At 64.3% G+C, this 14,879-nt stretch carries 12 protein-coding genes and 1 pseudogene; 11 read left to right on the top strand and 2 right to left on the bottom strand.

The genetic code is table 11. The annotated features are described in order from the left end of the window. Positions 1–143 precede the first annotated feature (143 nt). On the top strand, positions 144–1,124 hold the full coding sequence (locus K307_RS23960; protein WP_051975152.1) for a LysR substrate-binding domain-containing protein: 981 nt from the start codon (positions 144–146) through the stop codon (positions 1,122–1,124). A 17-nt stretch (positions 1,125–1,141) separates the two neighbouring features. On the opposite strand, the gene K307_RS23955 is transcribed toward K307_RS23960, so the two are convergent. Continuing rightward, on the bottom strand, positions 1,142–1,549 hold the full coding sequence (locus K307_RS23955; RefSeq protein WP_196251614.1) for a LysR substrate-binding domain-containing protein: 408 nt from the start codon (positions 1,547–1,549) through the stop codon (positions 1,142–1,144). Between the two features lie 693 nt (positions 1,550–2,242). On the opposite strand from K307_RS23955, the pseudogene K307_RS23950 reads away from it, so the two are divergent. From K307_RS23950 to K307_RS23905, 10 genes and pseudogenes are all read left to right on the top strand, one after another. Then, positions 2,243–3,242 (top strand): annotated as a pseudogene (locus K307_RS23950) (NAD(P)(+) transhydrogenase (Re/Si-specific) subunit beta); the annotation flags it as partial. A 692-nt stretch (positions 3,243–3,934) separates the two neighbouring features. Further along, the gene (locus K307_RS23945; RefSeq protein ID WP_230626050.1) at positions 3,935–5,134 is read left to right on the top strand and encodes a CaiB/BaiF CoA transferase family protein; all 1,200 of its coding nucleotides are present in this window, start codon (positions 3,935–3,937) and stop codon (positions 5,132–5,134) included. A gap of 12 nt (positions 5,135–5,146) precedes the next feature. Continuing rightward, positions 5,147–5,926: an enoyl-CoA hydratase-related protein gene (locus K307_RS23940; RefSeq protein ID WP_042883275.1), complete on the top strand. Its 780-nt coding sequence runs from the start codon at positions 5,147–5,149 to the stop codon at positions 5,924–5,926. A gap of 16 nt (positions 5,927–5,942) precedes the next feature. Then, positions 5,943–7,625, top strand: coding sequence for a class I adenylate-forming enzyme family protein (locus K307_RS23935; RefSeq protein ID WP_042883429.1), 1,683 nt, complete (start codon positions 5,943–5,945; stop codon positions 7,623–7,625). A 2-nt stretch (positions 7,626–7,627) separates the two neighbouring features. Further along, entirely contained in the window at positions 7,628–8,398 is a 771-nt protein-coding gene (locus K307_RS23930) for an enoyl-CoA hydratase/isomerase family protein (protein ID WP_042883274.1), read from the top strand. Further along, a complete protein-coding gene (locus tag K307_RS23925; protein WP_042883272.1) occupies positions 8,391–9,137 on the top strand; it encodes an SDR family NAD(P)-dependent oxidoreductase in 747 nt (248 codons plus the stop codon). Before K307_RS23930 ends, K307_RS23925 begins: the two co-directional genes overlap by 8 nt. A 14-nt stretch (positions 9,138–9,151) precedes the next feature. Next, on the top strand, positions 9,152–10,318 hold the full coding sequence (locus K307_RS23920) for an acyl-CoA dehydrogenase family protein (RefSeq protein ID WP_042883271.1): 1,167 nt from the start codon (positions 9,152–9,154) through the stop codon (positions 10,316–10,318). A gap of 9 nt (positions 10,319–10,327) precedes the next feature. Beyond that, the gene (locus K307_RS23915) at positions 10,328–11,203 is read left to right on the top strand and encodes a 3-hydroxyacyl-CoA dehydrogenase family protein (RefSeq protein ID WP_042883270.1); all 876 of its coding nucleotides are present in this window, start codon (positions 10,328–10,330) and stop codon (positions 11,201–11,203) included. A gap of 1 nt (position 11,204) precedes the next feature. After that, the gene (locus K307_RS23910) at positions 11,205–11,861 is read left to right on the top strand and encodes a 3-hydroxyacyl-CoA dehydrogenase family protein (protein ID WP_042883268.1); all 657 of its coding nucleotides are present in this window, start codon (positions 11,205–11,207) and stop codon (positions 11,859–11,861) included. A 134-nt stretch (positions 11,862–11,995) separates the two neighbouring features. After that, positions 11,996–13,534 (top strand): 3-hydroxyacyl-CoA dehydrogenase, encoded by a 1,539-nt coding sequence (locus K307_RS23905; protein WP_042883266.1) that lies wholly within the window; start codon positions 11,996–11,998, stop codon positions 13,532–13,534. Between the two features lie 67 nt (positions 13,535–13,601). Here the strand turns inward: K307_RS23905 and K307_RS23900 are convergent, their stop codons facing one another. Further along, on the bottom strand, positions 13,602–14,516 hold the full coding sequence (locus K307_RS23900; RefSeq protein ID WP_230626048.1) for a LysR substrate-binding domain-containing protein: 915 nt from the start codon (positions 14,514–14,516) through the stop codon (positions 13,602–13,604). Positions 14,517–14,879 lie beyond the last annotated feature (363 nt).

Raw genomic sequence — 14,879 nt, 5'->3', positions numbered from 1 at the left:
CAGCTTACCTGACATGTGGTAAATGCGACTCGACACCCCGGCACATTGTTGCCACACTGTAAGCAAAGCAACCTCTCTGCCCGGGAAGGAGGCGGCCCGTCAACGGACGGGCACCAAGCGCCCGACAGATACATCCCCGATCCATGGAACTAAGACATCTGCGTTATTTCGTCGCTGCTGCGGAAGAGGAGCATTTCGGTCGTGCCTCGGACCGTCTGTTCGTCACCCGTCCGGCGGTCTCGCAGATCATCGCCGACCTGGAAGATGAACTTGGGGTTGAGCTTTTCGAAAGGCAGCCTCACGGCGTCAAACTGACCGCTGCCGGGCTCGCGATCTTGCCTCGACTGCAGAGCATCATGAGTGATCTCAACCAGGTCATCACGCTGGCGAAGCAAGTTGGCGAAGGCAAGGTCGGGGGGCTGAGCATCGGCTATGGATCGTTGACCCTGTATCACCCTTTGTTTCGGGCCGCGATCAAGCGATATCTCGAATACCATCCTAACGTGGCGCTCAGTCTGGTCGAGATGCCGACTTCCGACCAGGTCAAGGCGGTGCTGGACGGAAAGATCCAGGCTGGCTTCATGCATTTCGGCCCGGATGCCGGACAAACCCGCAAGCAAAGAAGGGGGAGTGTCCAGACGGAAGGCGAGGCGTCGCTCGAGCGATATGTGATTCAGACGGGCGGACTCGGCGTCGTGGTACCCGATGACCACCCACTCGCAAAGAAAAAAGCTGTCTCCTTGAGCCAGCTCGCCGGCGAACGATTCGTCGTCGTTCCGAGGTCCAGCGTCAGTCCGGGCTATGGGCCTTTGTTCGCCTTATGCCAGGAGGCAGGCTTCGAGCCGCAGGTCGTTCAGGAGGTCCACTCCATTGCATCGCAGATGAACCTGATATCTGTCGGGGTCGGAATCGGATTGACCGTGCTGGGCAAGTACTTTAACTATCCGTCCGGCGTGGCCGTCATACGGCTTACGGACGCCAACTACAAGACCAACTTTCAGCTTTGCTGGATGAAGGGGCGTACCGAGCCCGTTCTGCAGCAGTTCATCGACGTCGTCAAGGAGCTTTCCGGTAAGAGTATCGGCAAGCTGGTGACGCCCGAGAACACCGCCGGAAAGCACTGAGCGAGACGTGCCTACGATTACTTCGGCGATAGACCCGCGAGCGTGCGTGTGGCGCTCTCCAGAAACCTCTCGAGCCCCGGCGTAACGAATGTGGGGTTCCATACCAACATGCCCCGCGCGGGCACGGCGGCGCCGGCCAGCGGCACGAGACGCACGCCCGCCATGCGCATGCGCATGCGGCAGAGCGTGCCCGGCACGATCGCCATACCACAGCCCTCCGATACCATCGACACAGTGGTCATCCAGTTGCGCGTGTAGTGCACGATCCTTGGATGGATGCCCGCCTGGCTGAACAGGCCGATCAACGCGTCATGGTTCGCCGGGTTCATCTCGCGCTCGAACATCACAAACGGCTCATCCGCCAGGTTGCGCAAATCAATCACGCTCTCCTCTGCCCTGGGATGCTCAACTGGCAGACAGAGCACCAACTCGTCCTAACGCTCCGCGCCGCTGGCCCTGCATCGCGGGGTTAGGTGCTGCTGCGCGTTCCCGACCCCACGGTCGGGCCGCCATTCACGACGAAGGAAGTGTGATTGTAGTCCGCGCGAACAGATGAACGTCTCCGCGGAATACAACGCGACCGCGCCGTCGATGATCCCCTTCTCTTATCCGTCCCGCAATCCTTTGAACGTTAGGAAAAAGCCCAGACATCGTACGATTCTGCATTGTTGGCACAGCGATTGCAGTACAGGAAGCATAGCTGAACTCAACGTGGTAGAAAGTGAACACTGATAGAACGTCCTTGAGGAGACTGCTCGCAAAATGGGTCGGCGTCGACGCAGATATGCCGGCCCGTGTCACGCGCGTGCGCCCGCCCGGGCATTGCACCGGTTGTGTCAAGGTGGACGTGGTCCGCGCTTCGGGCGACCTGTCGCTGTTCTTCTTCCGTCATGCCAATGGCTCGTGGTGCGTGTTCCCACCATCCACGGCTGGGCATTGACGGCTACCAACCGCGTTCCGCCCCGGCCGATCGCCGGTTCACACCATCTATCCCAATCCCGGGACAAAGTAGACATTGATGCAAATAGGCATCTCGCGTGAGTCGTGGCGAGACGAGACTCGCGTCGCCGCGACACCGGAGACGGTGAAGCGCTACCACGTTTGGACGGTCACGCCGGGCCGCGGTGTTTATCGCGGTGGCCGCGGTGGCAGAATCGGCCGCGTTCGGCATCACGCCGGCGCAACCGGAACTTGCGCACCTGGTCCCCGCTGGGTAACCGCATCGAGCTGTTTATCAGCTGCCTCGTCGGCGCGATCACGTTCTCGGGCTCAGTGATCGCCTTGGGCAAGCTCGCCGGCCGCTAAAAGTTCCGCCTGTTCCAGGGCGCGCCGGTGGTGTTCGCCGGCCAGCACTGGCTGAATCTGCTGCTGGCGGTGGCAATGGTCGGCTTCGGCATCCTCCTCTCCATACGCAAACCTGGACGCCGTTCCTAATCATGCTGGCGATTGCCTTCGTGCTGGGCGTGCTAAATCATCACCCCGATGGTCGACGCCGACACCCCGGTGGTGGTGTCGATGCGGAACTCGTACTCAGGCTGGGCGGCGGCGGGCATCGGCTTCTCGCTGAACAACCCGATGCTGATCATCGCCAGCTCGCTGCTGGGGTCGTCCGGTGCCGTCCTCTCGTACATCATGTGCCGCGCGATAAACCGCTCGCTCTTCAATGTGATCCTGGGCGGCTTCGACGGCGACGCCGCGGCAGCAGGACCGGCCGGCGCGCAGGCCCAGCGCAACGTGAAGTCCGGCTCGGCCTATGATGCCGCGTTCCTGATTGGCAACGCCGAGACTGTCATCTTCTTGCCGGGCTACGGCCTCCCAGTGGCTCGCGCCCAGCATGCGCTCAAGGAACTGACCGAAGCGCTGACCGAAAAGGGCGTGACCGTAAAGTGCGCGATCCACCCGGTGGCGGGCCGCATGCCGGGCCATATGAACGTGCTGCTGGCCGAGGCCGAGGTGCCGTACGACCAGGTCTTCGAGATGGAAGACATCAACAGCGAGTTCGGCCAGGCCGACGTGGTGCTGGTGCTAGGCGCCAACGATGTGGTCAATCCGGCGGCCAAGACCGATCCCAAGTCGCCGATCGCCGGCATGCCGATGCTGGAGGCCTACAAGGCCAAAACTGACGCGACGTCTCCTTCCGGGCCCCCGCCTGGCGACGAGCGCGAAAGCGCGTCCCAGTCCACCGCCTTGAACATGTCCTCGACCACCTTCTTGGCGTCGCCGAACACCATCATGGTCTTGTCCCGATGTCCGCCGGCCTACGCCGGGCTGGACAATGAACTGTTCTACATGGCGAGCGCTTGTTAAACGATGATGGTCTGCGCTGGCGGGAAGTCGATTCCTCGCCACGCCCTCCCTCATGCTCAGTCGCTTATTCAGAAAGGACCGGAACTCCATGGCTCCCCCCCATTCTCATAGCCGCCCGGAGCCGCATGGCCACGAGAATTCACACTGAATTCCATGCGCGCGGGCTACGCAGATGAATGGCATGCGCCACCGTCTCCTTCCGGGTTCTCTTCCCCCCAATACCACTGGCTGCGCCACCATTCTGTGTCTTCGCCGACTACACCAATGGCGTCCCCGCAACTGCGAAAGACAGCGCGACTACAGTCCCATCCCCAGCATTGACACCTGCCATGGCGACTCTGCTCCGCCAGCGTATTGCCGCAACACGCGCTCGCTTCTACGTTTCCAGCCTTTCCGCGCAATCTCGCGAGTTTCGTACTGCGCATTGGCATGCGCTTTGCAGTAGGAAGGCACTTGCGTAGAACCCACTCGAAATGGACACACTAAAGACATTACCCTTCCAGGTGCCCGGCGCCGGCCTCTCTTGCTTACACGGCATTCGCGTACTCGACTTCACGACGTCGGTAGCCGGCCCCTACGGCACCCTCTTGCTGGCAGATCTCGGCGCCGAGGTTATCAAGGTGGAGAAGTGCCAGGGCGGCGACGACACGCGCAGCTGGGGCCCGCCGTTCCTGGATGGCGAGTCGCTGTGGTTCCTGAGCATGAACCGCAACAAGCAGAGCATGACGATCGACCTGACCCGGGCCGAGGGTCGCGGCATCGCCCATCAACTGGTGCGCCAGGCCGATGTCGTCGTGCTCAACACGACCCAGCGCGTGCAGGAAAAGCTCGGGCTGGACTACGCCACGCTCAAGTCGATACACGCGGCGCTGATCCATGTGTCCGTGACCGGCTTCGGCCTGCAGGGCGAGCGTGCGGACCTGCCCTGCTATGACCTGATCGCCGAAGGCTACTCAGGTGTGATGCATCTGACCGGTGAGGCAGGCCGGCCCGCACAGAAGGTCGGCACCCCCGCGGCTGACCTGCTGGCGGGCCAGGATATTGCCATGGCCACGCTCGCCGCGCTGTTCGAGCGGGAACGCACCGGTGCCGGCAAGCAGGTCGACGTGTCGATGGTCGCCACCGCCACGCGCTTCATGGCACCCCGTATCGTCCCGTTCCTCGGGTCCGGCGAGCCGCCGATGCGCTCGGGCGGTACCGACTCCGTCATTGCCATCTATCAGGTGTTCGAGACCGCCGATTTCCCCATCACGCTCGGCCTGGGCAACGACGCGATCTGGCAGCGCTTCTGGGACGCCGTTGAACACCCCGCCTTCGGCAAGCAGGCCGGTTTTGAAACCAATGCGAAGCGTCGCCAGGCACGCGCAACGATCGTCGCCGCCATCGCCGAGATCCTGGCTACCCAGCCGCGTGAACACTGGCTGGCGCTGTTCGCCAGGCACCGGATCCCGGCCGGGCCGATCAACAGCATCGACCAACTGGTTGACGACGCGCCGTTGCGCGACGCCGGAATGTTCTTTGCCGGCCAGGGTGCCGCGGGCCGCGTCCCGCAGGTTGGCCTTGGCATCGCCTTCGACGGCGCCAGCGCCGTCTATCGCACCCCTCCCCCCGCTCTCGGGCAGGACACCGAACGCATTCTCGCGGAACGCCTTGCCATGTCCGCGACGTGTATCGCAGGCCTCATCGACTCAGAAATCGTCTAACCAGGAGACACAATGAGCTACTCGGAAATCCTCTACGAAGAAGACGGCCCCATCGGCACGATCACGCTGAACCGGCCGGAAGACGGCAACATGTTCACGGAGACCATGTGCCACGAGATCCGCGACTGCATCAACGCGATCCGCCGTGAAACCCGTACGCGCGTGATCGTGATCACCGGTGCCGGAGACAAGTTCTTCTGCACCGGCGGCCGCAAGGACGGCATGCAAGACACGACGCTCTATGCCGGGGTGCTGCCGACGCTGGAGATGTACGAGAGCATCGACCGCCTGCAAAAGCCCGTCATTGCTTCGGTCAATGGCTTCGCGGTGGGCGGCGGCAATGTGCTGCAGGTCGTCTGCGATCTGACCATCGCGAAGGAGTCCGCCATCTTCCGCCAGGTAGGCCCGATGGTCGGCAGCTTCGACGCTGGCTACGGCACGTGGTACCTGGAGGACCTGGTCGGAAAGAAGCGCGCCAAGGACATCTGGTACCGCAACCCGAAGATCACCGCTCAGGAGGCGGTCGAGATCGGCCTGATCAACCGTGTCGTCCCCGATGACCAGTTGCGCGCGGCGACCCGGGAGTATGCCCTGGAGGTCGCCGAGCGCGGCGCGTACGCACTGGCCTCGCTGAAGAGCGCCTTCAATGCGCGCCACGGCGGCGTGAGCGGCCTGTCCCGGATGGCGCATGACCTGCTGCTGCGCGGCTACCTCGAATCGGACGAGCACGACGAGTTGGCAGCCGCCTTCGCCGAGCGCCGCAAGCCCGACCCCTCGAAGTTCGGACATTGAAGTACGGGTGACCACCATGCAGAACATCCTGACCCTTCACAACCCGCAGAATGCGAGGGACTACTACCTGTCTGGCATCTGGCGGCAGGAGACGCTGTACACGCTGGCCCGGCGCCATGCGCGCGAGCGTCCCACCTCCTGCGCATTGCGCGATGCCGATGTCAGGCTGACCTGGCGCGAGGTGGTCGACTGGGTCGACTGCGTCGCCGTAGCGCTCCACCGCCAGGGCATGAAGCCCGGCGACCGCGTCGGCATCTGGCTGCCCAACGTCGTGCAGGCGACTATCATTTTCCTGGCGTGCTCGCGCAATGGTTACGTCTGCTGCCCGTCGCTGCACCAGAACTACACCGTCCACGAGATCTGCACGCTGCTGAACCGCATCCAGTGCCGCGCGCTGTTTGCGATGCCGGGCTATGGCGCCGACTCCGACGGCAACTCCATCTTCGCCAGGGTGGCGGATATCCCGACGCTGGCGTGCGTGTTTGCGCTGCCCAATCCGGCTGCCGGCGATGCCGCGCTGCCGGAGGGCGCCCTTCCGTTCCCGGACAGGCAGCCCCCCTCAGCCCTTTCCACGCCGGACCTGAATCCGGACAAGATCGTCTATCTCGCTTTCACGTCAGGCACCACCGGCCTGCCCAAGGGCGTCATGCACAGCGACAACACGCTGCTGGCGAATGGCCGTGCCCTGGTAGAGGACTGGGGCCACACGGCCGACACCACGCTGCTGACGCTCAGCCCGATAAGCCACCACATTGCGACGGTCGCGATGGAGCAGATGCTGGTGGCCGGGCTGGAGATGGTGATGACCAACCTGCGCGCCGGCAAGCACGCGCTCGACTGGATCCTGGAAACGGGCGCGACCTACGTGATGGGCGTACCCACCCATGCGATGGACATCCTGCAGGCGGTACGCGACCGCAACATGACGTCGCTGGGCGAGGTCCGCACCTTCTACATGGCCGGCGCGGCCATCCCTCGCGAAGTCGCGCAGAAGTTCGTCAGCCTGGGCGTGACGCCGCAGAACGTGTATGGCATGACCGAGAACGGGTCGCACAACTACACGGTTCCGACCGACACGCAGGACACCATCGTGTCCACCTGCGGACGCGCATGCCGGGGCTATGAGGTGAAGCTCTGGAAGCAGGACAACATCGACGAAGAAGCCGAGGTCGGCGAAGTCGGCGAGATCGGCGGGCGCGGCGGCCTGCTGATGCTCGGGTACTTCAGCAACCAGGTCGCTACCGAGACTTCGTTCAATATCCATGGCTGGTTCATGAGCGGGGATCTCGGCATCGTCGACGAGAACGGCTGCGTGATGATCGTCGGGCGCAAGAAGGACCTGATCATCCGCGGCGGCCACAACATCCACCCGGCACGGATCGAGGAGCTCGCCATGCGCCATCCCAAGGTGGAGCGCGCCGCGGCCTACCCGGTGCAGGACGAGCGCCTGGGCGAGAAGGTCTGCCTGGCGGTCATCGTGCGCGCCGGGCAGGAACTCCCCCCGAACGACATGCTGGAACACCTGGCTGGCTGCGGCTTGTCCAAATACGACATGCCGGAGTACTTCCTCGGACTCGACAGCTTCCCGCTGACTGCCAGCGGAAAGATCCTCAAACGCGAACTGGTCGAGTTGACCCTGCGCGGACAACTGAAGCCGACGGCGGTCCGGTATCGGGCACGGGCCGTCGCGGGAGCATAACCATGGCGATTGACATCAAGTATGCCGGCCCGTACGCGGTCCTGACCCTGAACCGGCCCGAAGCACTGAACGCGCTGCAGTTCACGATGATCGAGGCCTTGTCATACACCCTCGACCAGGTGGCCGCATCCGACGCGCGCGCGCTCATCGTCACCGGCGCCGGCCCCAAGGCCTTCTGCGCCGGCGCCGACATCAAGGAGCTGATGGACAGGGACCTGATGGCACAGCGCGTCGGCGCCCAACTGGGCCAGCGCACCTTTGCCAAGCTGGGCGCGCTGCGGATTCCGTCCGTGGCGGTGCTGCATGGCTACGCCTTCGGCGGCGGCCTTGAACTGGCCATGGCCTGCACCTTCCGCATCGCCACCGTCAAGGCGCGCATGGGCCTGCCGGAGATCAAGCTTGGCCTGATTCCCGGCTACGGTGGCACCCAGAGGCTGCCGCGCCTGGTGGGCGAAGCGCGCGCCACCGAGCTGGTGATGTCGGGGCGGACGGTCGATGCGATCGAGGCCGAGCGCTGGGGCCTGGTCAACCGTGTCGTGCCGGAAGGCGAGCCGGAGGAACTCGGCAAAGCCTTCATGGCCGATTTCGTCAGCTACAGCCGGTGCGCATCGCTGTTTGCCCGCGAGGCCGTCGCACGCGGCATGGCGACCACGCTGGACGAGGGCCTGGACATCGAAGCCGACCTGTCCACCCTTGCCTACCAGACCGCCGATGCGGCCGAGGGCATGCGCGCATTCCTCCAAAAACGCACGCCGGAGTTCAAAGATGCCTGAGATCAACGGTACGGTCATCGTGACGGGCGGCAGCCGCGGTATCGGCGCATCCATTTCAACCAGCCTTGCCGGCGCCGGCTTGCACGTGGCGTGCCTGTCCCGCTCTGGGGAGCTTCCCGATCTGCTGGACGAAGCAGCGCAAGGCCGGGTGCGCGCCATGCGCTGCGATATCACTGACCCGGACTCGGTCCAGGCTGCATTCGCTGCGGTGCCCGAGATGTTCGGCAAGCCGGTGGTCGGCCTGGTCAATAACGCGGGCATTCATTTGCAAGGCGCGTCCGCAACGTTCCCGATTGCAGACTTCGAGCGGGTGATGACGACCAATGCCACCTCGGTGCTGCTCGCCAGCCAGGCTGCCTACCCCTACCTGTGCGAGAGCGGCTCATCGCTCATCGTCAATATCGGATCGTTTTACGACAAGCTGGGCGTCAAGGGGAACGCCGCCTACTGTGCCTCCAAGGCCGCGCTGGGAGCGATCTCGCGCTGCCTTGCCGTGGAATGGGCCCGCAACGGCATCCGCGTGCTCAATATCGCGCCCGGGTACATCGAGACGGACCTGAATCGCGAAGAGCTGAATGGCGAGGCGCTGCAAGCGTTCCTGAAGAAGCGCATTCCGGCCGGCGGCCCGGGGCAAGCCGCCGACATTGGCCGGCTCGTCGCCATGCTGTTCCAGCTGCCCGGACGCTTCCTGACCGGCGAAACGCTCTATGTCGACGGCGGCCAGGGCATGGCCCTTTGAACAAGGATGCACACATGAACATTCTGGAACGACTGGACGCCCGCCTGCCCCTCTCTGACGAAGAGAGGATGATCCTGGACAGCGTCAAGGATCTCTGTGAAACGCAGATCGCACCGCGCGCCGCCGAGTATGACCGCACCGGCGCCTTCCCGTGGGAGAACGTGCAGGCGATCAACGCGCTGGGACTGAACGCGATGTTCATTCCCGACGCCTATGGCGGCGCGCAACTCTCCTATCTCTGCTACCTCGCTTGCGTGCGGGAGATCTCCAAGGCTTGCGCATCGACCGGCATCGTCTGGGCGACGAATTTCCATGCCATCAAGCCGCTGATCGAATACGGCAGCGAGGAACAGAAGGCCCGTCTGCTGCCGCGAATTGCAGAAGGCGGCCTTGCTTCGCTGGCGATCACCGAGCCGTCGGCCGGCTCCGACGCGACCGGCATGCGAACCAGCTTTACCCCTGACGGCGACGACATCGTCATCAATGGTGGCAAGACCTTTATCACCAACGGCGACGTCGCCGACCAGTATTTGCTGTTCGGCAAGTGGTCGGAGATGAGCGATCCGAAGGCAGCCATTTCGGTGCTGATCCTGGAGAAAGGCACCGAGGGGCTGCGCGTGCTGGGCACCGAGCACAAGATGGGCACACGCGCCTCCAGCACCGCCAGCCTGGCTTTCGACGGCTGCCGCGTGCCGCGCGCCAACCTGATCGGCAATCCCGGGGATGGCCTGCGCATCCTGTTCGGCTCGCTGAACCGCTCGCGGCCCAGCGTCGCGGCGCATGCGCTGGGCATCGCCCGCGCGGCCTTCGAGGATGCCGTCGCGTACATCAACGAACGCCGGCAATCGGGCAAACGGATCCTGGAATTCCAGGGCATCCAGTTCATGCTGGCCGACCTCGCCTCGGAACTGGCGCTGTGCGAATCGTGGCTGTGGCGCGTCGGCGAGATGGTCGACGCGGGCGAGAAGGACTTCGGCGTGGAGGCCTCGATGCTGAAGCAGCGCGCATCGGATGCCGCCATGCGGATCACGACGGATGCGGTCCAGCTTCTGGGTGGCTATGGGTACTGCAACGACTATCGCGTCGAACGTCTGATGCGCGACGCCAAGATCACGCAGATCTGGGAGGGCACGAACCAGGTGCACCGCCAGCTGATCGGACGCAGTTTCTTGAAGAAGTAGGAGACAACGGTGACAACTATCCAAACCGTCGGCGTGGCCGGCGCCGGCACCATGGGGGCGGGGATCGCCATTGTGGCGGCCCGCGCGGGATTTCGGACCATCGTGTTCGATGCCAGGCAAGAAGCGCTTGACCGCGCCAGAGGCCAGACCGAGGCTTTCCTGAAGAAATCGGAGGAGCGCGGCAAGCTGCCGCCCGGCGCCGCCGCCGCCGCCCTGGGCCGGTGGCAAGGCACCCCCGAACTGGCGAGCCTGGCAGAGTGCGACATCGTCATCGAGGCCGTCTTCGAGGATCTCGCGGTCAAGCACCAGTTGTTCCAGGCGCTCGACCCGGTCTGCCCCGAGCACACGATCTTTGCGTCGAACACCTCCACGATCTCCATCACCGAGATCGCCGGCGGCTCCGGCCGGCCGGACCGCTTCGTCGGCATGCACTTCTGCCTGCCGGCGCAACTGATGAAGCTGATCGAGATGTCCCCCGGGCTGGCCACGTCCGACGAGACCTTCCAGCGTGCCTGGGCCTTTGCCGAAGCCATGGGACAGAAGCCGGTGACCACGCAGGACACGCCGGGCTTCATCCTCAACTACTTCCTGATCCCGTTCAACAACGACGCCATCAGGCTGGTCGAGCAAGGCGTGGCCGAGCCCGCCGATATCGACCTGGCGATCAAGACCGCGCTCGGCTATCCGATGGGTCCGCTCGAGCTGCTCGACCTGGTCGGCATGGATACCCAGAAGCTGCTGTGCGAGGCCATGCATGGCCTGACCCATGAGCCGCGCGCCGCCTGCCCACCGCTGGTACGGCGCATGATCGCCGCCAACCGCCTTGGCAAGAAGACCGGCAGAGGTTTTCACGTCTATGGCGATACCAAGATGTTCGGAGCCTGATATGCGATACGAGATCGTACGTGCCGGCGAGAGCCGCTCTTTCCGTGCCCCGCATGCCTTCGTGGAACAATCCACTGCGGATGGCGAGGGCCTGGTCTACCTCGGCGCCAATGCTGGCGCAGCCTATACCAGCGGTACCGGCCATGAGGCCCGGACCTTTGTGGCGATTGAGCTCGATACCGAGTGCCTGGGCGTCCATACGGGCGAGAGCCGCGGCCTGGAAGGGTCGAATGTCGTTGGCTTCGCCCGCTTCCGGCTGGGCAATGCCGATCCCAGCCCGCTGGTCGAACTGGTGCGGCAACCGGGCACGAATCCCACAGCGATCGAGGCTGCCAAGGCGGCATTCCAGGCCAGCGGCCTGGTGGTGGCGGTCTGCAATGACTTTCCCGGCCGCATCGTCGACCGGCTGATCCGGCCCTACTTCAACGCGGCATTGCGGCGCCTGGACGAAAAACTGGCCAGCGCCGCGGACCTGGACAAGACCCTGTGCCTGGGCCTCGGGTATCCGGAAGGCCCGATTTCGCTGCTCGAGCGCACCGGGCTGGCGCAGCACTACGCTGTGACGCAGGCGCTGTACGAGGCGCTGGGCCAGGAACCTTACGCGCCTGCACGCCGCGCCCGCGTCGCTGCCGAACGCGCCAAGGCGGGGACGTCATGACACAACCACTGACTGGGGTGAAGGTGCTGGATTTCAGCACCTTGCTGCCCGGGCCGCGGTGCATTGTGGCCGCCGTACATCGCGCATAACCCGACGCCCCAACAACTTCGCGTCAAGCGAAACCAACCGCCCAAATGAACTCTCTCGCTACATCATCAACTTCTATCGACAACCTGGGCATCGTCGGTACCGGCGCCATGGGCCGCGGCATCGCGCAGATCGCCGCGCAGGCAGGCCTCACCGTCAACCTGTACGACGCCAACCCGCAGGCGGTCGCCGCGGCGCGGCAGTACCTGCAGGATACGCTGGGCAAGCTGGCCGACAAGGGCAAGATCAGCGCCGCCGACGCCGAGGCCACGCTGGCCCGCGTCAAGCCCTGCGGCGCGCTGGAAGACCTGGCCGGCTGCGACATGGTGCTGGAAGCCATCGTCGAGAAGCTGGAGGTCAAGCGCGACCTGATCGCCAAGCTCGAAGCCGTGCTGCGCGAAGACGCCATCATCGCCTCGAACACGTCCTCGCTGTCGATCACCGCGATCGCCGTGGGTTCGAAGCAGCCGGGCCGCATCGCCGGCTATCACTTCTTCAACCCGGTGCCGCTGATGAAGGTGGTCGAGGTCATCGACGGCCTGTCGGGCAACCCGGCGGTGGGCGACGCGCTGATGGCGCTGTCGCGCCACATGGGTCATACGCCGGTGCGCTGCAAGGACATGCCGGGCTTTATCGTCAACCATGCCGGCCGCGGCATGAATATCGAAGGCCTGAAGGTCGCGCAGGAAGGCGTGGCCGAGTTTGCCGACATCGACAACATCATGCGCGAGCAGGCCGGCTTCCGCATGGGGCCGTTCGAGCTGATGGACCTGACTGGGCTGGACGTGTCGCACCCGGTGATGGAATCGATCTACAACCAGTTCTACCAGGAACCGCGCTACCGCCCCTCGCCGATCACCGCGATCCGCTCGGTCGGCGGGCTGGTCGGCCGCAAGGCCGGCGCCGGTTTCTACCGCTACGCCGATGGCCAGAAGCAGGTTCCCGGCGCCGCGGTGGTGCCGTCCGCGCGCCCGTCGAGCGTGTGGGTGAGCCACGCCAGCGAGCGCGGCCATGCCATGGTGACCAGGCTGCTGGGCGCGCTGGGTGTGACCCCGGAAGGTGGCAACAAGCCCTCGGCCGACGCACTGATCATCGTGACGCCGCTGGGCCTGGACGCCACCACCAGTGCGCTGCAACAAGGCCTGGATCCGGCCCGTACCGTCGCCATCGACACGCTGCTGCCGTTCGAGGCCACCAAGCGCCGCACGCTGATGACCACGCCGGCCACCAGCGCCGCCGCGCGTGATGCCGCGCACGGGCTGTTCGCCAGCGACGGCGTGCCGGTCACGGTGATCCGCGACTCGGCCGGCTTTGTCGCACAGCGCGTGCTCTGCTGCATCATCAATATCGCCAGCGATATCGCGCAGCAGCGCATCGCCACGCCGGCCGACATCGACCTGGCGGTCAACCTGGGCCTGGGCTATCCCAAGGGTCCACTGGCGCTGGGCGACGCGGTCGGTCCGCAGCTGGTGCTGGAGACGCTGCGCAACATGGAAGCGCTCACCAGCGACATGCGCTACCGCCCGAGCCCGTGGCTGTGGCGCCGCGCGGCTCTGGGAATGTCGCTGTTGGCCGTGGGTCCGTGACAAGCCACGAACGAAAGCGACGCAGATCGGTGAAAGTAGCGGAGTACAAAGCGGGAGGGATATCCTGCTACGACAGTTCCTTCACCGTCTGCACAAAGCGCTCGAGAACCGGCTCCATGCGCCCTTTGACCCAACTCAACGCGAAGTTGATCGGGTAATTGACGCCCTTAATGCCCAGAACGGACAGGCTTGGCGGAAAAACCAGCCCGGGACCAGTCACGCACAGACCAATTCCGACACCCACCGAAACCAGGTTGAGCAGGCTCGTAATAGAAGTCACTTGCTGCACGATGCGCGGCTCAAACCCGGCCTTTTGACACAAGGCGAACAGCGGCCCATAGCCAAAGCTGACAGTCGACTGGGGCACGACCACCCAGGACTCGTCGGACAGTTCGCGCAATGAGACGGACCGCCGCCCCGCCAGGCGGTGGTCATGCGGCACGACAAGACCGAGCCCCTCCGTCTGGATCTTGAGGCGCTCGAGCACCGCCGCCTCCTGTGCGAGCGCATTGCCCGGCTTGGTCTTTCGCAGCGTCGGCGAACGAGGACGGAAATGCATGAAGCCGGCGTGGATACGGCCCTCGGCTAGCGCCCGCGGCTGCTCCGAGCTAGGAATCTCGAGCAGCGACAGCGTGATGTCGGGGCAGCGATCATGGAATGCCTTCACGGCAGTCCGAAACAGAGGATGCATGAGCGTGAGCGAGCCGTAGCCGATGTTCAGCGCGCCGGACTTCCCCTCACCCACCCGCCTGGCCATTGCAATCGCCTGATCGAGGTCGCTCATCATCGCCTGCAGCGGCGGCAACAGTGCCTTTCCCGCCGCAGTAAGCGTCACGCGATGTGCATGGCGCTCAAACAGGGACGTGCCCAGTTCAATCTCGAGATCGGCAATGATCTGCGAGACGGCGGGGCGGGTGATGTGCAATCGCTCCGACGCGCGGCCGAAGTGCTCTTCCTCGGCCGCCGCAATGAAGTAGCGCAAGTGTCTGAGTTCCATATCAGCGCGCGAGCCTACCACAATCGCCCAAGGACGCGCCTCCGTATCGGGGTAACGTAGACCAAAAGAAAGTTAGAAAGTTGTCACTGATTCCGAAGCAATGACGTCAATTCGCATGACAACGGCATCGCAACCGAAGGTAACATCAATGAAATCAATGATTTAACTCAGCGAAGTAAAGTTGTGTCTTCCGCACTTTGTGTGACGAGGGCGCACTGGCGTGGAGGATGTTGTAGCGTGGAACGGCCGTCGTCTCCACCGCCCACCACCACCATCTTCTGCTTGTTGACGAACGTGGGCGAGCCCGCCAGCCTCGTGCCGGCCGCACGAGCTCACCCGCCTGCGATG

The organism is Cupriavidus necator A5-1 (genome assembly GCF_000744095.1).
GTDB lineage: Bacteria > Pseudomonadota > Gammaproteobacteria > Burkholderiales > Burkholderiaceae > Cupriavidus > Cupriavidus necator_A.
This window is presented reverse-complemented; position numbering and strand designations above follow the sequence as displayed.

Excerpts from the sequence above, each read along its gene's own strand:
- K307_RS23960 (WP_051975152.1), top strand. The coding sequence starts at position 144 with ATGGAACTAAGACATCTGCGTTATTTCGTCGCTGCTGCGGAAGAGGAG.
- K307_RS23940 (WP_042883275.1), top strand. The coding sequence starts at position 5,147 with ATGAGCTACTCGGAAATCCTCTACGAAGAAGACGGCCCCATCGGCACG.
- K307_RS23935 (WP_042883429.1), top strand. The coding sequence starts at position 5,943 with ATGCAGAACATCCTGACCCTTCACAACCCGCAGAATGCGAGGGACTAC.
- K307_RS23930 (WP_042883274.1), top strand. The coding sequence starts at position 7,628 with ATGGCGATTGACATCAAGTATGCCGGCCCGTACGCGGTCCTGACCCTG.
- K307_RS23925 (WP_042883272.1), top strand. The coding sequence starts at position 8,391 with ATGCCTGAGATCAACGGTACGGTCATCGTGACGGGCGGCAGCCGCGGT.
- K307_RS23920 (WP_042883271.1), top strand. The coding sequence starts at position 9,152 with ATGAACATTCTGGAACGACTGGACGCCCGCCTGCCCCTCTCTGACGAA.
- K307_RS23910 (WP_042883268.1), top strand. The coding sequence starts at position 11,205 with ATGCGATACGAGATCGTACGTGCCGGCGAGAGCCGCTCTTTCCGTGCC.
- K307_RS23905 (WP_042883266.1), top strand. The coding sequence starts at position 11,996 with ATGAACTCTCTCGCTACATCATCAACTTCTATCGACAACCTGGGCATC.